Source organism: Actibacterium sp. D185-2 (assembly GCF_054954595.1).
Genome location: NZ_JBPWNX010000003.1, coordinates 33,249 through 52,419 on the forward strand (window position 1 = coordinate 33,249; position 19,171 = coordinate 52,419).

The window sequence follows — 19,171 nt, forward strand, 5'->3', positions numbered from 1 at the left end:
AACCGTCTTGCCAGCCATAAAAATTGGTTATAAAAAGTTACCAATACTGCATGGGAGGACGCGATGGACATGCCAGTTCCCGATCCCGGGATTCTGTCGAGAAAGGCGCGGATCGTGGCGCGGCTGTCGGCGGTCCTGCCCCGGGACGCGGTGATTCATGACCCGGCTGAGACGCGCGCCTATGAATGCGATGCGCTGACCGCCTATCGGTGCCCGCCGCTGTGCGCGGTGTTGCCCGGCTCGACCGAACAGGTCGCCGCCGTTTTGCGCATCTGCCACGAAGAGGGCGTGCCGGTCGTTCCGCGCGGCTCGGGCACCTCGCTGGCCGGGGGCGCGCTGCCGACCGCCGATAGTGTGATCCTGGGGGTGGCGCGTCTGAACGATGTGCTGGAAACCGATTACGACAACCGCGTCATCCGGGTGCAATCGGGCCGCACCAACCTGTCGGTCTCGGGTGCGGTGGAGGCGGCGGATTTCTTTTATGCCCCTGACCCGTCGTCGCAACTGGCCTGCGCCATCGCCGGCAATATCGCGATGAATTCGGGCGGTGCGCATTGCCTGAAATACGGGGTGACCACCAACAACCTGCTGGGGGTCACGATGGTATTGATGGATGGCACCGTGGTCGAGATCGGCGGCGCGCATCTGGATGCGGGCGGGCTGGACCTGTTGGGCGTCATCTGCGGATCCGAGGGCCAGCTGGGCGTGGTGACAGAGGCGACCCTGCGCATCCTGCGCAAGCCCGAAGGCGCGCGCCCGGTGCTGATCGGCTTCGACAGTTCCGAGGTGGCGGGCGAATGCGTGTCCGACATCATCAAGGCCGGTGTGTTGCCCGTGGCGATCGAGTTCATGGACCGCCCCTGCATCCGCGCGACCGAGGCGTTTGCCAAGGCGGGCTATCCCGATTGCGAGGCATTGTTGATCGTCGAGGTTGAGGGGTCCGACGCCGAGATCGACGCCCAGCTTGGGCTGATCACCGCAATCGCGCGGGGCCACAACCCGGTGGAGCTGCGCGAAAGCAAATCGGCCGAGGAAAGCGCGCGGATCTGGCTGGGCCGCAAGTCGGCCTTTGGCGCCATGGGCCAGATCAACGATTACATGTGTCTGGACGGCACGATCCCGGTGTCGTCGCTGCCCCATGTGCTGAAGCGGATCGGCGAGATGTCCGCCGAATACGGGCTGGGCGTGGGCAATGTGTTTCATGCGGGCGACGGCAACATGCACCCGCTGATCCTGTTCGATGCCAACAGGCCGGGCGATCTGGAACGGTGCGAGGCATTCGGCGCCGATATCCTGAAGCTTTGCGTCGAGGTGGGCGGCTGCCTGACCGGCGAGCATGGCGTGGGGGTCGAAAAGCGCGACCTGATGGGGGTGCAGTTCAGCGATACCGATCTGGAGGCGCAGCTGCGGGTGAAGGACGTGTTCGATCCGGCCTGGCTGTTGAACCCGGCCAAGGTGTTCCCCCTGCATGTGACCGAAGGGCGGCGGGCGGCGTAAGGGGGCTGTCTGCCCCCTCTTGCCTGCGGCAATTCACCCCCGAGAGTAGTTGGACCGAGAAGAATGATGCATCCTATGACAGAGACCGAACTGGCCGAGGCCGTGGCGGGGGCTGATGGGCCCTTGCGCATCATTGGCGGCGGAACACGGCCGGCGGGCGCGCCGGTGGCGGGTGAGGATCTGTCGGTGGCGGGGTTGAGCGGTATCGAGCTGTATGAGCCCGGCGCGCTGACCATCGTGGTACGGGCGGGCACGCCGCTGGCCGAGGTCGAGGCCGCGCTGGCGGGAGAGGGCCAGCGCCTGCCGTTCGAGCCGATGGACCACCGCGCGTTGCTGGGCACCGCGGGCGAGCCGACGATCGGCGGGACGGTGGCGGCCAATGTGTCGGGACCGCGCCGGATTCAGGCCGGGGCCTGTCGCGACAGCCTGATCGGGGTGCGGTTCGTCGACGGGCGCGGCGCGGTGATCAAGAATGGCGGGCGGGTCATGAAGAACGTCACCGGCTATGATCTGGTGAAGCTGCTGGCGGGCAGCCACGGTACGTTGGGGGTGCTGACCGAGGTGGCGTTCAAGGTGCTTCCGGTGCCCGAAACCGCGGCCAGCCTGCGGATCGCGGGCCTGAGCGACGCCGACGCGGTGCGGGCGTTGTCGATGGCGCTGGGGTCGCCCTATGAGGTGTCGGGTGCTGCGCATCTGCCGGGCGAGGCGACGCGGATCCGGATCGAGGGGTTCGGCGCATCGGTGGACTATCGCGCAGGCGCGCTCTGCAAGTTGCTGGCCGGGTTTGGCGCGGTCGCGGTGGACCGCGATCCGGCGCAGGTGGCGGATCAGTGGCGCGCGGTGCGCGATGTGGCGGCGTTTGCGGATCAGCCCGGCGATGTGTGGCGCATCTCGGTCAAGCCCGGCGACGGGCCTGCGCTGGGGGCGCGACTGGCCGCCGAGGCGCTGATCTATGATTGGGGCGGCGGGCAGATCTGGGCGCGGGTGGCGGCGGGGCGGGATATTCGTCCGGCTTTGGCTGGAACCCCGGGCCATGCCACGCTGGTGCGTGCCAGCGCGGCGACCCGCACCGCGATCCCGGTGTTTCATCCAGACCCCGCGCCGCTGGCCGCGATCAGTGCCGGGCTGCGCGCGCAGTTCGATCCGCGTGGCATTCTGAACCCCGGATTGATGGGCTGAGCCATGCAAACCACCTTTACCCCCGAACAACTGGCCGACCCGGCCACCGCGCGGTCCAACGAGATTTTGCGCGCCTGTGTGCATTGCGGGTTCTGCACCGCGACCTGCCCCACCTATCAGGTGCTGGGCGACGAGTTGGACAGCCCGCGCGGCCGGATCTATCTGATCAAGGAAATGCTGGAAAGCGGCCGCCCCGCCGACGAAAAGACCGTCAAGCACATCGACCGCTGCCTGAGCTGTCTGGCCTGCATGACAACCTGTCCGTCGGGGGTGCATTACATGCATCTGGTCGATCACGCCCGCGACCATATCGAAAAGACCTATCGCCGGCCGTTCCGCGACCGCGCCCTGCGCTGGTTGCTGGCGCGGGTTCTGCCCTATCCGGGACGGTTCCGGCTGGCGCTGCTGGGGGCGAAGATCGGGCGGCCCTTTGCGTTTCTGATGCCTGACGCACGGCTGAAGGCGATGCTGGCGATGGCGCCGAAGCGGATCCCGCCGGTCAGCCGCAATGACGCCCCGCAGGTGTTTGCGGCCATCGGTGCGCGCAAGATGCGGGTGGCGCTGATGACGGGCTGTGCGCAGCGGGCGCTGAACACCGATATCAACGATGCCACGATCCGCCTGTTGCGGCGGCTGGGCTGCGAGGTTGTGATCGCGCGCGGCATGGGCTGTTGCGGGGCGCTGACCCATCACATGGGCAAGACTGGCGAAAGCCATGCATCGGCGGCGCGCAATATCCGTGCCTGGGGGGCGGAAATGGCCGCCGGGGGGCTGGACGCGATCGTGATCAACACCTCTGGCTGCGGCACCACGGTCAAGGATTACGGTCATATGTTCCGTAACGGTCCCCTGGCGCAGAAGGCGGCGGCGGTGTCGGGGCTTGCGATGGATATATCGGAACTGCTGATGAAGCTGGACCTGGCGCCGGGGGCCGACAAAGGGCTGAAGGTCGCCTATCACGCCGCATGCTCGTTGCAGCATGGCCAGCAGATCAAGACCTATCCGAAGGAACTTCTTAAACGGGCCGGTTTCACGGTGGTCGAACCCGCTGACAGCCATCTGTGCTGTGGCTCGGCCGGGACCTACAGCCTGATGCAGCCCGAGATTTCGGCGCAGTTGAAACAGCGCAAGATCGGCGCGCTGGAGGCCAGGCAGCCCGATGTGATCGCGGCCGGGAATATCGGCTGCATGATCCAGATCGGGTCGGGCACCGAGGTGCCGATTGTGCATACGGTCGAGCTGATCGATTGGGCCACCGGCGGGCCGCAACCTCGTACGATTAAAGGGTTGCGGTCATAATCCTGCCCTATCCCGCTGCTATCAGACCTTAGCGATGCAGGAGACGGGATGCGGCGGTTTCAGACACTTTGTATGGCAGTTGCGCTGCTGTGCGGCCCTTTGGCCGCCGTGCGCGCCGAATCGCCGCTGCGCGCCCTGTCCTCCACCGATGACGGCAAGGGCTGGCAGGGGGTGGGGCGGCTGAACCTGGGCATCCACGGGTTTTGTACCGGGGCGCTGATTGCCCCCGATATGGTTCTGACCGCCGCCCATTGCATGTATGACAAGGACACCGGGCGCCCCTATGACATGGGCGAGATCGAGTTTCTGGCAGGTTGGCGCAATGGCCGCGCCGAGGCCTATCGCGGCATCCGCCGCGGCGTGGTGCACCCGCGCTATAACTATGTCGATTCCGACCGGGTCAGCCGCGTGGCCTATGATCTGGCGCTGCTGAAACTGGACCGCTCGATCCGCCTGCCGGGGGTGCAGCCCTTCGCCACCGCCACGCGCCCGCGCAAGGGCGAAGAGGTGGGCGTGGTGTCCTATGCGCAGGACCGGTCCGAGGCGCCGTCGCTGCAAGAGGTATGTCATGTGCTGGCCGGGCGGCCGGGCATCCTGATGTTGTCGTGCAGTGTCGATTTCGGATCGTCCGGCGCGCCTGTCTTCACCTTTCGCGATGGCGTGCCGGAAATTGTATCGGTCGTGTCGTCGAAAGCGGATGTCGAGGGCAAGCCGGTCTCGCTGGGCGTGTCGCTGGGGCACTCGCTGGAACTGCTTCAGGGGCGTCTGGATGCCGGAGAGACGGTTTTCAGCAATACACAGCCGGCTGTGCGGCGGTTCGGCCTGGAAGGCGCGAGAGGCAGCGGCGGGGCAAAGTTCCTCCGGCCGTAAAAGGCTTGAAACCCGCATTTTTCCACCCCACATCCAACGAACGCGGGCGCCACGACGGGCCTGCGGTCAACAGATGCCCGTCCTTCGGGAGGGCTGAACACAGACATCGCTCAATGGAGGATGACATGCGAAACTTTGATCTTTCGCCGCTTTACCGGGCCACCGTGGGTTTCGACCGCGTGGCCGATCTGATGGATCGGGCTTTGACCAGTGAGGTCGCCCAACCCACCTATCCGCCTTATAATATCGAGAAGACCTCGGAGAACGGCTATCGTATCTCGGTGGCCGTGGCCGGGTTCACCGCCGACGAGCTGTCGGTCGATGTGAAGGAAAACGCGCTGGTGATTTCGGCCCGCAAGGCCGCGGATGAGACCGAGCGCACCTATCTGCATCGTGGCATCGCCACCCGCGCCTTCGAGCGCCGGTTCCAGCTGGCCGACCATGTCAAGGTGACGGGCGCCACCCATGCCGACGGGATGCTGCACATCGATCTTGTGCGCGAAATGCCCGAGGCGCTGAAGCCCCGCCGGATCGAGATCGCCCGTGGCGATCAGGTCGAGGCGAAAGCGGTGGAAACCGCCGAGGTCTGAGCCGGGAAACCGTCAGACGAATACGGCGCGCGGCCTGTATGGTCGCGCGCCTTTTTCATGCGCGCCACAGGCCGCCAAGCATGCGGCGCTGCCGCAAAGTCACGTCGAGGTGGCGGTGTTGGAATACGAGGGTTTCAGCACAATTCGGAAGAGGGGGTGACCTGAGACCCGACTCTCCTCCAGATTTTGGGAGAGTCCGCAGTTTGATTTCTGAGGCTACGCTGCGCGCATTGCCAGGCCTTTCTTTGCCACGACCTCGACGGGCGGGATGTTCCCCAGACCTGAGTGAGGCCGGTGGTGATTGTAGTCGTGCTGCCATGCCCGGATTTGCTCGCGGGCATCGGCCAGAGACGAGAACAGCGTCTCGTTTAGAAGCTCGTCCCGGAAGCGTCCGTTGAAGCTTTCGACGAAGCCGTTCTGCATCGGCTTGCCGGGGGCTATGTAGTGCCACTCGATGCCGGTGCGCTGGCACCAGCTCAAGGCAGCCATTGAGGTCAGTTCCGTCCCGTTGTCCGAGACCACCATCGCAGGCCGGCCGCGTCGAGCGAGCAGAGCATCAAGCTCGCGCACGACACGCAGGCCGGAGAGTGACGTGTCTGCCACCAGCGCCAGGCATTCCCGGCTGTAGTCATCGACCACGGCCAGAACCCGGAAACGGCGGCCATCCGTCAGAGCGTCGCTCACGAAGTCCAGGCTCCGGCGCTGGTTGGTGGCATCCGGCACCAGCATCGGTCTCCGTGCCCCCAGAGCCCGCTTCCGGCCGCCCCGGCGGCGCTGCTGGAGCTTCTCCTCGCGATAGAGCCGCCTGAGCTTCTTCATGTTCATCATGATCCCTTGCCGTTCCAGCATCACGTGGATCCGGCGATAACCGAACCGCCGCCTCTCGGCCGCGACAGCCTTCATCGCGGCCCTCGCGTCGGCATCGTCCGGTCGCACGCTGCGATAGCGCACGCTGGACCGATCCACCGCCAGTGCCTTGCACGCCCGTCGCTGGCTCACGCCGTGGATCGCCACGACATGTGCCACCGCTTCCCGCCTTACGCCGGGCGCTACCACTTTCGCGACGCGACATCCTTCAGGATCGCGTTGTCCAGCATGGCTTCGGCAAGCAGCTTCTTCAGCTTGGCATTCTCGTCCTCGAGCGCCTTAAGACGTCGGGCATCAGACACCTCAAGCCCGCCGAACCGAGCCTTGTATTTGTAGAACGTCGCCGTGCTGACCCCATGCTTGCGGCAGACATTGGCCGTCGTCATTCCGGCCTCCTGCTCCTTCAGCATCCCGATGATCTGCTCTTCCGTGAACCTTGATCGCTTCATTGTCCGTCTCCTGGTTGGAGCGGACTCTACCTCAAAATGGAGGAAGAAACGGGTCTCAGGTCAAATGTGGAATGTTGGCTATCGGCCGCTTGTAGCAAGGCGTGTCTTTTTGACCCGAACGAAGTGCGGCTTTTCGGGCAACTCGCTGTTGCGCCACTGTGCTACGCTGCAAACGCCCCGAATGGCCGGTTTCGCGCCGCACTCGGCGGGGGTGGACGGGTCTGCAAAGGGCTCGAAGCGGTTCTTGACCGCCGCCAGCGAAGCAGACGTGGGACTGCTTCATTCATTGCAAAGGGAGGGGCCCGGCCCCTCCCTTTCCGTTTCGCGTGGGATCCGGTGTTACTCGGCTTTTCCGATCGACCAGAAGAAGGTCTCGCCCGAGCTGTCGTCGACGCCGTCATTGTCGGTGGACATCCAGATCGTGCCATCGGGCATGATTGCCATGCCTTCGACCTTGTCCACCACATAGCCGCCATACGACGCCAGATCGGGGATCAGGTCGTGAACCTCTTCCTTGCTGACCACCGGAAGTTCGCCACCCAGCGCGGCGGGCACCATATCTGCGGCGGGGATGCGGTACACCTTCTTGGTCACCGCAGCCTCGCCGATCTGGTTGTCACGCTCGATGACATAGAACCAGTCGCCATGTGCCACGATTTCCGACAGGCCGGTCCAGCCCTTGGCGGGCTCGGCCTTGGGGTAAAGGACAGCGCCCCATTCCTTGGTGTCGGTGTTGTAGGCGACCAGCTTCACGTGGTTCGCCGGGTCGTCTTTCCATTCGCGCTGAACCGCCATCCACAGTGTGTCGCCGACCATGGTGACACCTTCGAAGCCAAAGCGTTTCTCGACCGCCATCAACTCGGCCGGCAGGCCGATCTCTTTCTTGATCTCGCCCTTGGCGTTCACGTTATAAAGGGCGTGCGGCACAACCCGGTCGGTGCGCCCTTCCGAGGCGACCCAGAAGCCGCCGTTGCCGTCCAGCGTGATGCCTTCCATGTCCAGCTTCTGCGCGGGCATGCCGGCGCGGGTAACATAGATGGCGTCGGTGATGCGGGCCGGGGTGGCGCTGACGTCGATCTTGAAGATCGTCGGCTGATAGCCATAGAAGCTGTCGTTCACCGCCCAGACCGTGCTGTCGCCATCGGCGACCATGCTCGAAATCGCGCCCCAGCCGATCAGCCTGTCGGCGCCGGCCGAGGTCAGCTGCGGATAGGCCGCCGGTGCATTCTGATATTCATAAAGCATGACGTGGCTGCGTACGCCGCCGTCTTCGATCAGGTCGGCCTCGTTGGCGGACACCATCAGGTTGCGCGACGGGATCGCCACATAGCCTTCGGGCGCAATGCCCGAGGGCAGGAGTTGCTTCAGAACCGGGGCGGCGGGATCGGTCACGTCATAGACACCGACGACCGAGGCGCGCTCGGCCCCCACAAAGACCAGCGGGGTGCCGCCGAATGTACCCACCTCGATCGATTCAGGCTCGATGCCTTTCGCGTCCGACCGCTTGTCGGGGTAGTGGCCGATCTGGATCACGGCCTGCTCGAACGAGGTGCCGGATTCGTAAACCACGGTGCCGTCCTTGGCGAAGATCGTCCAGCCGCGCGAGCCGCCTTCGTAATCGCCTTCGTTCGCGATGGCGAAATGGTTATCGTCGATCCACTTTACCGCGTCGGGTTCGCGTTTGCGGCCCGGCTGGCTTTCGGTGAAGATCAGCGCGCCGCGCTCGTCGGTGGCGTCGATGCCTTCCAGATCGACCGTGCCGGCCGGGAAATGCGCGATGACGGTGCCGTCTTTCGCGACAACCGCCAGATGGTTGTTTTCCTGCATCGTGACGACGGTTTCGCCCAGGCTGTTGACGTCCACGAATTCGGGCTCGGGGTCCGATGGGGCGATCTCGGCCAGGCCGGTCATGTCGGCGACTTTCAGCGTGCCGCAGTCCAGCGCGCCGTCCTTGACACCGACCATCACCAGCGTGCCGGCAGGCATCTGCGGAATGACGCCATCGTTCAGGTCTTCGTCACGCTCGTTTTCAATCGCAACGGTAATAAAGCTGCCGTCCTTGGCCTTGGCCACCGAATCCGGCTGGCCGCCCAGATCGCAGGCACCCAGTTCGGTCTTGGTGGTCAGGTCGATGGCTTTCAGCACGCCCGACGGGGCCACATAGCTTTCCGAGGTGTTCACGCCGACGAAAGCCACCTTGCCGATGATCGCGACCGAGGTCGGCTCGCCGCCCAGATCGATATTGCCCAGCGGCTTCGGCGCCTTGGGGTCGGTGATGTCGACCAGGCCCAGAACGCCCAGCGGGCTGTCGGTATAGGCCAGCATCATGCCGTCATCGGTGGCGGCGATGATCTCGGCCGAGGTTTCGCGGCCCGTGTCCTCGCCCGCGGCCATGTTGGCGATGGTCGGGAAAGAGGCGATGCGGTTGAAATTCATCTCGGCAGTAGCGGCGCCAGCAGTTAGCGCCAGAACCGAGGTGAGGCCCAGAAGGCGTGCGGTCATGGAATATGTCCCCCAAATGCAGGATTTTGCCTGCTCGGAGTGACGATTTTCCATGACCGTCCGGTAACGACCCTGTGTCTGTTTTGTAAAAACGACCGGCGTCAGACCGACATGCAGATGTATTTCATCTCCAGGTAGTCTTCGATCCCGTGGCGCGACCCTTCGCGGCCCAGGCCCGACTGTTTGACCCCGCCGAACGGTGCCACCTCGGTCGAGATGATGCCGGTGTTCACGCCCACGATTCCGTATTCCAGTGCCTCGGCCACCTTGTAGACGCGGCTCAGATCCTTTGCGTAGAAATAGGAGGCGAGGCCGAAGATCGTGTCATTGGCCATGGTGATCACCTCGTCCTCGTCCTCGAACTTGAACAAGGGCGCCAGCGGGCCGAAGGTTTCTTCCTGTGCGAACACCATGTCCGGGGTGGCGCCGGTGACGATGGTGGGTTCAAAGAACGTGCCGTCATTGCCCAGCCGCTTGCCGCCCTGCAGCACAGTGGCCCCGCGGGCGGTGGCGTCGGCGATGTGTTCCTCGACCTTCTCGACCGCCTTGGGCGTGATCAGCGGCCCCAGATCGGTGCCGTCCTCCAGCCCGTCGCCCACCTTCAGGGCGGCCACGGCGCGCGACAGTTTCGCGGCGAAGGCATCGTAGACGCCGGCCTGTACATAGATGCGGTTGGCACAGACGCAGGTCTGGCCGTTATTGCGGAACTTGCAGGCAATCGCGCCGATCACCGCCTCGTCCAGGTCGGCGTCGTCGAATACGATGAAGGGCGCGTTGCCGCCCAGCTCCATGCTGCATTTCATCACCTGCGGCGCGGCCTGCTGCAGCAGGATCCGCCCGACATTGGTCGAGCCGGTGAAGGTCAGCTTGCGCACTGTGGGGTTTTCGCAGAATTCCTGACCGATGCCCGAAGCGTCGGTCGAGGGGATGATCGACAGCAGCCCCTTGGGCAGGCCCGCGCGGCCGGCCAGCACCCCCAGCGCCAGCGCCGACAGCGGCGTTTCGGCGGCGGGTCTGGCGACGAAGGCACAGCCCGCGGCCAGCGCCGGGGCGGCCTTTCGGGTGATCATCGCGTTGGGAAAGTTCCACGGCGTGATCGAGCCGACCACGCCGATCGGCTGTTTGATCACCATCAGGCGCTTGTCGGGCTGATGGCCGGGGATGGTCTCGCCATAGATGCGCTTGGCCTCTTCGGCGAACCACTCGATGAACGAGGCGCCATAGGCGATCTCGCCCTTCGCCTCGGCCAGCGGTTTGCCCATTTCGGCGGTCAGGATCGTGGCCAGATCGTCCTGATGCCGCATCATCAGGTCATACCAGCGGCGCAGGATATTGGCGCGCTCCTTGGCGGTGCGGGCGGCCCAGTCTTTTTGCGCTACCTGCGCGGCTGCGATTGCGCGGGCGGTCTCGGCGCGGCCCAGATCGGGGACGGTGCAGATCACATCGCCGCGCGCCGGGTTGGTCACTTCGAATGTGGCGCCATTATCGGCCGCCACCCAGTCACCGGCAAGATAGGCCTGCGTGGCCAGCAGATCGGGGTCGTTCAGAAGTGTGCGCAGATCGGTCGCGGGCATTGGTCTTTCTCCGTTCGGTTTTCCATGGCAGATCATGGGATGCGGCCCATGTCCAGCCATGGGCGCCTTGCCTTGGGGAGATGTAGGATGGATTACGACGACGCCTATGCCAATGGCCGCCATATCGACGGGGCCGGCGCCTATCCGCCGCGCTGGGCGGTCCGCGCGCAGGCGTTCCGAGATACCGTTGCCACGGCGCGGCTGGATATCCCGTATGGCGCGCACCCGCGCCAGCGCTTCGATCTGTTCGCGCCCGGGGGCGCGCCGCGCGGGTTGGTGATGTTCGTCCACGGCGGATACTGGCTGCGGTTCGACAAATCCTTCTGGTCGCATCTGGCCGCCGGGCCGCTGGCGGCGGGCTGGGCGGTGGCGATGCCGTCCTACCGGCTGGCGCCCGAGGTGCGGGTCGCGCAGATCACCTGCGACATTCGCGCGGCGCTGGAGGCTGCGGCCGGGCTGGTCGCCGGGCCGATCCGCCTGACCGGGCATTCGGCGGGCGGACATCTGGTGGCGCGGATGCTGTGTGCCGATGTGGGGCTGCGCGACGCGGTCGCGGCCCGGCTGGCGCGCGTGGTGCCGATTTCGGCGCTGTCGGATCTGCGGCCGCTGCTGCACACCGCGATGAACGCCAATTTTCGCATGGATCTGATCGCGGCCGAGGCGGAAAGCCCGATCTTCCGCCACCGGGTGCTGCCGGTGCCGGTGACAGCCTGGGTCGGCGGTGCCGAATTGCCCGCCTTTCTGGATCAGTCCCGCTGGCTGGCCGACGCCTGGCCGCAGGCCGCGCTGCACATCGCGCCCGGCCTGCACCATTTCAACGTGATCGACGGGTTGGAACAGGCCGACAGTCCGCTGACCGCCGCCGTGCTGGCGGGCGGGGAATCGTGATGTGCCGGTCGCTGTCGGAATAGTGGGCCTGGACCCCGCACCGCGCACTAAGCCGGATCAGCCGAATTTCCCGGCCCAGCAGGGCAAGGTGTCGCCGGGTGCGGGGCTTGCGTGATAGACGCCGCGGGCGATGGCGCGGGCCAGACAAACAGCCGCCGCATGGCCCAGATACAGCGCGTCGGCCACGGGATCGGCCAGCGGTTTCGCCCCGGTCGCGGCGGCGAAGACCAGATCGCCATCCAGCAGCGTATGGCTGGGCAGAATGGCGCGGGCCATGCCGTCATGCCCGGCCACCGCCAGCCGCGCGGCCTGGGCCTGGGTCAGTGCGGCATCGGTGGCGATAATGGCGATGGTCGTGTTGCCGCCATGACCCTTGAGGCGGGGCAGGGCGTGCGGGTCATGCCGCCCGGTGCCGCGCCCGCCGAATTCGCGGCCCATCTCGAACGGCGCGGCCCAGAATTCGGGCCCGTCGCCCATGGTGACCGATCCCAGCGCATTGACCGCCACCAGCGCACCCACGGTGATCCCGCCCGTCAGCATCAGCGAGGCCGATCCAAGCCCGCCCTTTAGCCCGGCCACCGTGGCCCCGGTGCCAGCGCCCTTGGTGCCAAGCGCGAAAACCTCGCTGGCCTGGGCCAATGCCTCGGCCCCCAGGGCCTTATAGGGGTTCTCGGCCCAGTCCTTGGTCCCGCCGTTCATCAGATCGAACAGGATCGCGCCGGGTACGATCGGCACACGCTGATCGCCCACGACAAAACCGCGCCCCTGCGCGCGCAGCCCATCCGCCACCCCCGAGGCCGCATCCAACCCGAAGGCCGATCCACCCGACAGCACCAGCGCGTCCACCTGCTGCACCAGCCTGTCGGGATGCAGAAGATCGGTTTCGCGCGTGCCGGGCGCGCCGCCCATCACATGTACGGCGGCGGTAAAGGGCGCGTCGCCCAACAACACGGTGCTGCCGGTCTTGATGGTGTGATCCTCGGCATTGCCGACGCGCAGGCCGGGGACGTCGGTGATCAGGTTGCGGGGGCCGGGTTTCATGGCGTCCTCGTTTCGTCTGCCGTTGCCGGCCAGTCTGCCGGAAGGGCGGGGGCTGCGGCAATCAGTTCTTGGGTATAGGGATGCGCCGGGCGGGTGAAGACCTGCTCGGTTTCGCCCTGCTCGACGATCTCGCCCCTACGCATCACCAGAACCCGGTCCGTGATGCTGCGAACAACGTTCAGATCATGACTGATGAACAAATAGGACAGGCCCAGCCGCGCCCGTAAATCGGCCAACAGATCAAGGATCTGGGCGCGCACCCGAACGTCGAGGGCAGACACGGCCTCGTCCAGCACGATCAGGTCGGGATGGGTGATCAGCGCGCGGGCGATGGCGATGCGCTGGCGCTGACCGCCGGAAAACTCGTGGATATACTTGTCCATATCCGCCGGTTCCAGCCCGACGCTTTGCAGCGCCTGCGCCACCCGTTCGCGCCGGTCCGCCGGGGGCCCGGGCATCAGGTGGAACGGTTCCGCCACCAGCCGGGCCACTTTCCAGCGCGGGTTGAAACTGCCGTAGGGATCCTGAAACACCACCTGAACGTCCGCGCGCAGGGCATTGGGCATGTCGGGGCCGACCGGCTGGCCGAACAGCCGGATTTCACCGCCCTGCAACGGTTCCAGCCCCAGAATGGCGCGGGCGAGGGTGGATTTGCCGCAGCCGGATTCACCCACCAGCCCGACGCTTTCGCCCTTCGCGACCTGAAAGCTGACCCCGTTCACGGCGCGGTAGGGGGACGGGCGGCGAAACACCCCGCGGCGCGGCGCGGGATAGTCGCGCACGGCGTCCGTGACCGCCAGCACCGGGTCGGGCACCGGTTGGCCGGCCTGCGCGGGATGATGGGTCGAGGCTTCGAACAACTGGCGCGTATAGGGGTGGCGCATGTGGCGGAACACGTCACCGGTGGCACCCTGTTCGACGATCTCGCCCTTGCGCATCACGGCCAGACGGTCCGCCATACCGGCGACCACAGCCAGATCATGGGTAATCAGCAGCAGGCCCATCTCCTCTTCCTCGACCAGCCCTTTCAGCAGATCGAGGATTTGCGTCTGGGTAGTGACATCCAGCGCGGTTGTGGGTTCATCCGCGATCAGCAGCTCGGGGCGCAGGGCGACGGCCATGGCGATGCAGACCCGCTGACGCTGTCCGCCCGACAGTTGATGCGGATAGCGCGACAGCGGAAAGCGGGCCTCGGGCAGACCGACGCGATCCAGCTTTTGCCGCGCCAGGCGCCGTGCCTCGCCCCGGTTGGCGCGGCCATGGATCAGCAGGGTTTCGGCGACCTGATCGCCGATGGTCTGAACCGGGTTCAGGGCGGTCATCGGTTCCTGAAAGATCATGCCGATACGGTTGCCGCGAATGGCGCACAGGGCCGGTTCCGGCTGGGTCAGCAGATCGGTGCCGTCCAACCGCGCGTGGCCTGCCGTCACACTGCCCTGCGGCAGCAGCCCCATCAGCGCCAGCGCGGTCAGCGATTTGCCCGAGCCGCTTTCGCCGACCAGGCCGAAGACCTCGCCCCGGCGCACGGCAAAGGACAGATCGCGCAGGATCGGTGTGCCGTGGATCGACAGCGACAGCCCTTCGACCCCGATCATGACCGCACCCGTCGCAGTCGCGGATCCAGCAGATCGCGCAGCCCGTCGCCCATCAGGTTCAGTCCCAGCACCATCAGCACGATCGCCAGCCCGGGCAGGATCGCAAGGCGCGGCGCGGTGTAGATCATCGTTTGCGCATCGGCCAGCATCCGGCCCCAACTGGGTGTCGGCGGCTGTGCGCCAAGGCCGACATAGGACAGGCCCGCCTCGGCCAGAATACCCAGGCTGAACTGAATCGTGCCCTGCACGATCAACAGGTTCGCGATATTGGGCAGGATATGCTCGGCACTGATACGCAGCGCCTTTTTGCCTGCCACCCGCGCCGCCAGGATGTAATCCAGCGTCCAGATCGACAGCGCCCCGCCGCGGGTGACGCGGGCAAAGACGGGGATGTTGAAAATGCCGATCGCCAGGATCGCGTTCAGCGCCGAGGGGCCGAACACGGCGGTGATCAGGATCGCGATCACCAGCGACGGAAAGGCAAAGATCAGGTCATTGCCGCGCATGATGACCTCGTCCAGCAGGCTGCCCCTGCGTGCCGCCGCCATCAGGCCCAGCGGCACCCCCAGCGTCACGCCGATGCCCACCGCCACCAGCGCCACCGCAATCGAGGTGCGCGCACCGACCATCAGCATCGACAACAGATCGCGCCCGAAATGATCGGTGCCCAGCGGATAGGCGGCCGAGGGTGGCTTTAGCCGGTTCGCGATGGTCAGCGTGGTCACGTCATGCGGCACCCAGATAAAGGACAGCACCGCCGCCAGCACGATCACCGCCGTCAGCACTGTCCCCAGGATCAGCTGCACCGGGATCCTCATCGCCGGTGCCTCAGCCGGGGGTCGGCCAGCGCATAGGCCATGTCGACAAGGAAGGTCACTAGGATCACCGCGAAGACCAGCAGCATCACCACCGATTCCACCACGATCAGGTCACGCTGGGTGATGCCCTGAAAGATCAGCCGCCCCAGACCGGGCAGGAAGTACACGTTCTCGATGATGATCGCACCGGCCAGCAGGAACGAGAATTGCAGCCCGATGATCGTCAGCACCGGGATCAGCGCGTTGCGCAGCGCGTGGCGGGTCAGTGCCTGACGTTGGCTGAGCCCCTTGGCCCGCGCGGTGCGGATATAATCCTGCCCCAGCGTGTCGATCAGGGCCGAGCGCATGACCCGCGCCAGGATCGACGCCTGCGGCAGCGCCAGCGCCACGGCGGGAAGGGTCAGCGCCTTGAGCGCGGGCAATGGCCCGGCCTGCCACCCCGGAAAGCCGCCTGCGGAAAACCAGCGCAGGTTTACCGCAAAAACCAGCACCAGCAGCATTGCGAACCAGAAATTCGGCACCGCGATGCCCAGTTGCGTGGCGCCCATGATGCCGTAATCCACCGGCGTGCCGCGCCGCGCTGCTGCGATCAACCCGACGGGAAAGGCGATCAGTGTGGACAGCGCCAGCGCGAACACCGCCAGCGGCAGCGACACCCACAACCGCTGTGCCACCAGTTCGGCCACCGGCACGCGGTAGGTATAGGAGTGCCCGAAATCGCCATGCAGCATCCCGCCGACCCAGGCCAGATAGCGTGCCCAGACCGTGCCGTTCAGCCCCAGTTCGTCGCGCAGCGCGGCCACGGTTTCGGGCTGCGCGTTCAGCCCCAGCATATAGGCCGCCGGGTCGCCGGGAATCACCTCGATCACCGCGAAGATCACAAGGCTTGCGGCGATCAGGCTGAGCGTCAGAGAGGCAAGGCGCGTGGCGGCATAATGAAGCATGAACGAAGGTTAAGGCCGCTTTGCCCCCCGCGCCAGAGGCTTTGCGATTACAGGGGCTTGCCAAAGATGCCGCGATGCGGAAATCTGACGTCGAGCCGTGGCGATGGCGTCGTCACAGGGGCCGCGCGCCCCGCGCTTGGCGGTATCCCCGCCTGTCGTCCTGAACGCCGGGACCTTCTCGAAGGCCCGGCGCAAGCTTCGGGCCTGTTTGCTGGAGCAGGCAATGGCCGATACCGAACGCCCGGATTTCTTTCGGTTTCACAATGGGGAAAAGGGCGTGCCGCCGTTTTCGGCAATGGAATACGACACCCGCCTGATGGGGCTGCGCACGGCGATGGATGCCGCAGGGGTCGAGGTGGTGGTGCTGACCTCGATGCAGAATATCGCGTATTATTCCGGGTTTCTCTATTGCAGCTTCGGGCGGCCTTATGGGCTTGTCGTGACCGCGTCCGAGGCGGTGACGATCAGTGCCGGGATCGACGCGGGCCAGCCTTGGCGGCGCTGTCACGGGGACAACATCACCTATACCGACTGGAGGCGCGACAATTTCTGGCGCGCGGTGGCGTCGGTCACCGGCACCGGGCGCATCGTGGGGTACGAGGGCGATCATCTGACGCTGGTGCAGTCGGATCAGCTTGATGCGTTCCTGGAACCCGCCCGGCGGATGGATATCGCCTCGGCCACGATGCGGCAGCGGATGCGCAAATCCGAGGCCGAGATCGCCCTGATCCGCGCGGGCGCGGCGGTGGCCGATCTGGGCGGCTATGCGATCCGCGACGCGGTAAAGGCGGGCCTGCGCGAGATCGATGTGGCCATGGCCGGGCGCGACGCGATGGAGGCAGAGATCGCCCGCCGTTTCCCTAATGCCGAATATCGCGACACCTGGGTCTGGTTTCAGTCCGGGCTCAACACCGACGGCGCGCATAATCCGGTGACGGGCCGGGTGCTGGCGCGGGGCGATATTCTGTCGCTCAACACCTTTCCGATGATTTCGGGCTATTACACCGCGCTGGAACGCACGATGTTCGTGGCGCAGGTCGATCCGGCCTCGCTGGCAATCTGGCAGGCCAATGTGGCCGCGCATGAATACGGCATGTCGCTGCTGAAGCCCGGCGTCAGCTGTGCCGAGGTGACCCACGGGGTCAACGATTTCCTGGCCGAGCGCGATTTGCTGCAATACCGCAGCTTCGGCTATGGCCATTCCTTTGGGGTACTGTCGCACTACTATGGCCGCGAGGCGGGGCTGGAACTGCGCGAGGATATCGACACCGTGCTGGAACCCGGCATGGTCATCTCGATGGAACCGATGCTGACCATCCCGCAGGGCCGGCCCGGCGCCGGTGGCTATCGCGAGCATGACATCCTGATCATTACCGAAAACGGGGCCGAGGACATCACCGGCTATCCCTACGGGCCGGATTTCAACGTGGTGGGATAGGGCAGGGTGAAAAATCTTCACGAAGATTTTTCCCAGAAGAAAATTCGTGAATTTTCTTCCTGAACATGAATAAGAGAGTGCCGGTTTTCGGCGCCCTCCTGTTCATGCGCAATCCGTTCATTCGGCCCAGCTGACCCCGGTCAGGTCATTGGCCTGGGTCGGCGCGTTTTTCCACAGGCCCTTGATCTTTGCGTTGGCCACGCCGGTCTTGGCCAGCTGAAACAGATAGCCGTTGACGTAATCCATCGCGATCTTGCCCTGCGCCGCCTTCAGCAGGTCGGACCGCGCCGCCGGGGCGGTGGTTTTGTCAAGCAGCCCCATCAGCGCCTGAAAGCCCGGATCGTCATACTGGAAATAGTAAGCGGGCCGGGCATAGATGTTGATATCGGCGGGTTCGGTATGGCTGACGATGGTCAGGTCGAAATCCTTGCCCTTGAACACCTGTTCCAGCCACTGGGCCCATTCCATATTGGTGATCTCGGTCTCGATGCCCACATCGCGCAGCTGGGCCGCGATGATTTCGCCCCCGCGGCGGGCATAGCTGGGCGGCGGCAGGGCCAGCCGCAGTTTCAGCCCGGTCGCGCCCGCAGCGGCCAGCAGGGCCTTGGACGCCTCGGGGTCATAGGCCGAGATTCCGGTCAAATCGACATAATCGGGGTTGTGCGGTGCGAAATGGGTGCCGATGGGCGTGCCGTAGCCGAACATCGCGCCGTCGATGATATCCTGCTTGTTGATCGCATGGGCCACGGCGGCGCGGACCCGCACGTCATTCAGCGGGGGCTGTTTGTTGTTCATCGCCAGAATCGTCTCGCCCTCGGTCGAGCCGACGATGACGGCAAAGCGCGGGTCGGATTTGAACTGTTCCAGTGTCTCGGGCGCGGGGAAGTTCGGGAAGGCATCGACATCGCCCGCCATCATCGCGGCAAAGGCGGCGTTGGGGTCCGAGATGAACTTGAACGTCGCCGTGGCCAGCGCCGGGGCCGGGCCCCAATATTCGGGGTTGCGGGCGATTTCCACCCGGTCGCCCTGCACCCAGCGGGTCAGCTTGAATGGCCCGGTGCCGACCGGCGCGGTGGCGGCGGTGTCGGCGGATTCGGGCGCCAAGATCACCGCGTCGCCCCAGGCCATCTTGAACGGAAAGCTGCCATCGGGGGCGGTCAGGGTGACGGTGACGGTGGCGGGATCCACCACATCGACGCGGCCGATGCCGGCGAACAGTGCCTTTTGCGCATTGGTGCTGTCCTCGGCCCGGGCGCGATCCAGGCTGAATTTCACATCTTCGCCGTCCATCGTCGTGCCGTCATGGAAGGTGACGCCGGGGGCCAGATGAAAGGTATAGGTCAGCCCGTCTTCGCTGATGTCCCAGCTTCGGGCCAGACCGGGGATGACCGAACCGTCGGCCGCGAAGCGGGTCAGCCCCTCGAAAATATTGGAATAGACCACCTCGTCGATCGCGGCGGCGGCGCCGGCGGTGGGGTCGAGGTTGGGGGGCTCCAGCACCATGCCGATGGTGATGCTGTCGGGCGCGGCGAAGGCGGCCCCGGTGCAAAGGGCAAGGGCGGCGGCGGTCAGCCGGAAAAGGCGCATGGATCGTTCTCCCTGTTCGGTTCGGGGCGGCGT

15 protein-coding genes are annotated in these 19,171 nt (G+C 65.5%); 7 read left to right on the forward strand and 8 right to left on the reverse strand.

Annotation, left to right across the window (positions count from 1 at the left end):
• Positions 1 to 63: 63 nt before the first annotated feature.
• From ACSR1C_RS06880 to ACSR1C_RS06900, 5 genes are all read left to right on the forward strand, one after another.
• Entirely contained in the window at positions 64 to 1,497 is a 1,434-nt protein-coding gene (locus ACSR1C_RS06880) for an FAD-linked oxidase C-terminal domain-containing protein (protein WP_460258909.1), read from the forward strand.
• 66 nt (positions 1,498 to 1,563) lie between these two features.
• Positions 1,564 to 2,676, forward strand: a complete 1,113-nt coding sequence (locus ACSR1C_RS06885; RefSeq protein WP_460258955.1) for an FAD-binding protein — start codon at positions 1,564 to 1,566, stop codon at positions 2,674 to 2,676.
• Positions 2,677 to 2,679: 3 nt separating this feature from the next.
• Entirely contained in the window at positions 2,680 to 3,975 is a 1,296-nt protein-coding gene (glcF, locus tag ACSR1C_RS06890) for a glycolate oxidase subunit GlcF (protein WP_460258908.1), read from the forward strand.
• 72 nt (positions 3,976 to 4,047) lie between these two features.
• Positions 4,048 to 4,845 (forward strand): trypsin-like serine peptidase, encoded by a 798-nt coding sequence (locus tag ACSR1C_RS06895; protein WP_460258907.1) that lies wholly within the window; start codon positions 4,048 to 4,050, stop codon positions 4,843 to 4,845.
• A 125-nt stretch (positions 4,846 to 4,970) separates the two neighbouring features.
• The gene (locus tag ACSR1C_RS06900) at positions 4,971 to 5,435 is read left to right on the forward strand and encodes an Hsp20 family protein (protein WP_460258906.1); all 465 of its coding nucleotides are present in this window, start codon (positions 4,971 to 4,973) and stop codon (positions 5,433 to 5,435) included.
• 216 nt (positions 5,436 to 5,651) lie between these two features.
• On the opposite strand, the gene ACSR1C_RS06905 is transcribed toward ACSR1C_RS06900, so the two are convergent.
• From ACSR1C_RS06905 to ACSR1C_RS06915, 3 genes are all read right to left on the reverse strand, one after another.
• A protein-coding gene (locus ACSR1C_RS06905) for an IS3 family transposase (protein WP_460258905.1) occupies positions 5,652 to 6,751 on the reverse strand; the annotation gives its coding sequence in 2 pieces (ribosomal slippage) (positions 5,652 to 6,493 and positions 6,493 to 6,751; 1,101 coding nt in all).
• A 339-nt stretch (positions 6,752 to 7,090) separates the two neighbouring features.
• Positions 7,091 to 9,253, reverse strand: a complete 2,163-nt coding sequence (locus ACSR1C_RS06910; protein ID WP_460258904.1) for an esterase-like activity of phytase family protein — start codon at positions 9,251 to 9,253, stop codon at positions 7,091 to 7,093.
• A 101-nt stretch (positions 9,254 to 9,354) separates the two neighbouring features.
• Positions 9,355 to 10,827, reverse strand: a complete 1,473-nt coding sequence (locus ACSR1C_RS06915; RefSeq protein ID WP_460258903.1) for an NAD-dependent succinate-semialdehyde dehydrogenase — start codon at positions 10,825 to 10,827, stop codon at positions 9,355 to 9,357.
• Positions 10,828 to 10,914: 87 nt separating this feature from the next.
• On the opposite strand from ACSR1C_RS06915, the gene ACSR1C_RS06920 reads away from it, so the two are divergent.
• Positions 10,915 to 11,715 (forward strand): alpha/beta hydrolase, encoded by an 801-nt coding sequence (locus ACSR1C_RS06920; RefSeq protein ID WP_460258902.1) that lies wholly within the window; start codon positions 10,915 to 10,917, stop codon positions 11,713 to 11,715.
• Positions 11,716 to 11,772: 57 nt separating this feature from the next.
• Here the strand turns inward: ACSR1C_RS06920 and ACSR1C_RS06925 are convergent, their stop codons facing one another.
• From ACSR1C_RS06925 to ACSR1C_RS06940, 4 genes are read right to left on the reverse strand one after another with little or no spacing between them, the layout of a single operon-like run.
• Positions 11,773 to 12,756, reverse strand: coding sequence for a P1 family peptidase (locus ACSR1C_RS06925; RefSeq protein WP_460258901.1), 984 nt, complete (start codon positions 12,754 to 12,756; stop codon positions 11,773 to 11,775).
• On the reverse strand, positions 12,753 to 14,351 hold the full coding sequence (locus ACSR1C_RS06930; protein ID WP_460258900.1) for an ABC transporter ATP-binding protein: 1,599 nt from the start codon (positions 14,349 to 14,351) through the stop codon (positions 12,753 to 12,755). Before ACSR1C_RS06930 ends, ACSR1C_RS06925 begins: the two co-directional genes overlap by 4 nt.
• Complete coding sequence (locus ACSR1C_RS06935; protein ID WP_460258899.1) at positions 14,348 to 15,169, reverse strand: ABC transporter permease; 822 nt, start codon at positions 15,167 to 15,169, stop codon at positions 14,348 to 14,350. The genes ACSR1C_RS06930 and ACSR1C_RS06935 overlap by 4 nt, the downstream gene beginning before the upstream one ends.
• Positions 15,166 to 16,113, reverse strand: a complete 948-nt coding sequence (locus ACSR1C_RS06940; protein WP_460258898.1) for an ABC transporter permease — start codon at positions 16,111 to 16,113, stop codon at positions 15,166 to 15,168. The genes ACSR1C_RS06935 and ACSR1C_RS06940 overlap by 4 nt, the downstream gene beginning before the upstream one ends.
• A gap of 223 nt (positions 16,114 to 16,336) precedes the next feature.
• On the opposite strand from ACSR1C_RS06940, the gene ACSR1C_RS06945 reads away from it, so the two are divergent.
• A complete protein-coding gene (locus ACSR1C_RS06945) occupies positions 16,337 to 17,551 on the forward strand; it encodes a M24 family metallopeptidase (RefSeq protein WP_460258897.1) in 1,215 nt (404 codons plus the stop codon).
• Between the two features lie 117 nt (positions 17,552 to 17,668).
• Here the strand turns inward: ACSR1C_RS06945 and ACSR1C_RS06950 are convergent, their stop codons facing one another.
• Positions 17,669 to 19,138, reverse strand: a complete 1,470-nt coding sequence (locus tag ACSR1C_RS06950) for an ABC transporter substrate-binding protein (RefSeq protein WP_460258896.1) — start codon at positions 19,136 to 19,138, stop codon at positions 17,669 to 17,671.
• Positions 19,139 to 19,171: the final 33 nt, after the last annotated feature.

Coding starts and splice junctions, on each gene's coding strand:
- ACSR1C_RS06880 (WP_460258909.1), top strand. CDS start 64: ATGGACATGCCAGTTCCCGATCCCGGGATTCTGTCGAGAAAGGCGCGG.
- ACSR1C_RS06885 (WP_460258955.1), top strand. CDS start 1,564: ATGCATCCTATGACAGAGACCGAACTGGCCGAGGCCGTGGCGGGGGCT.
- glcF (WP_460258908.1), top strand. CDS start 2,680: ATGCAAACCACCTTTACCCCCGAACAACTGGCCGACCCGGCCACCGCG.
- ACSR1C_RS06895 (WP_460258907.1), top strand. CDS start 4,048: ATGGCAGTTGCGCTGCTGTGCGGCCCTTTGGCCGCCGTGCGCGCCGAA.
- ACSR1C_RS06900 (WP_460258906.1), top strand. CDS start 4,971: ATGCGAAACTTTGATCTTTCGCCGCTTTACCGGGCCACCGTGGGTTTC.
- ACSR1C_RS06910 (WP_460258904.1), bottom strand. CDS start 9,253: ATGACCGCACGCCTTCTGGGCCTCACCTCGGTTCTGGCGCTAACTGCT.
- ACSR1C_RS06915 (WP_460258903.1), bottom strand. CDS start 10,827: ATGCCCGCGACCGATCTGCGCACACTTCTGAACGACCCCGATCTGCTG.
- ACSR1C_RS06920 (WP_460258902.1), top strand. CDS start 10,915: ATGGATTACGACGACGCCTATGCCAATGGCCGCCATATCGACGGGGCC.
- ACSR1C_RS06925 (WP_460258901.1), bottom strand. CDS start 12,756: ATGAAACCCGGCCCCCGCAACCTGATCACCGACGTCCCCGGCCTGCGC.
- ACSR1C_RS06930 (WP_460258900.1), bottom strand. CDS start 14,351: ATGATCGGGGTCGAAGGGCTGTCGCTGTCGATCCACGGCACACCGATC.
- ACSR1C_RS06935 (WP_460258899.1), bottom strand. CDS start 15,169: ATGAGGATCCCGGTGCAGCTGATCCTGGGGACAGTGCTGACGGCGGTG.
- ACSR1C_RS06940 (WP_460258898.1), bottom strand. CDS start 16,113: ATGCTTCATTATGCCGCCACGCGCCTTGCCTCTCTGACGCTCAGCCTG.
- ACSR1C_RS06945 (WP_460258897.1), top strand. CDS start 16,337: ATGGCCGATACCGAACGCCCGGATTTCTTTCGGTTTCACAATGGGGAA.
- ACSR1C_RS06950 (WP_460258896.1), bottom strand. CDS start 19,138: ATGCGCCTTTTCCGGCTGACCGCCGCCGCCCTTGCCCTTTGCACCGGG.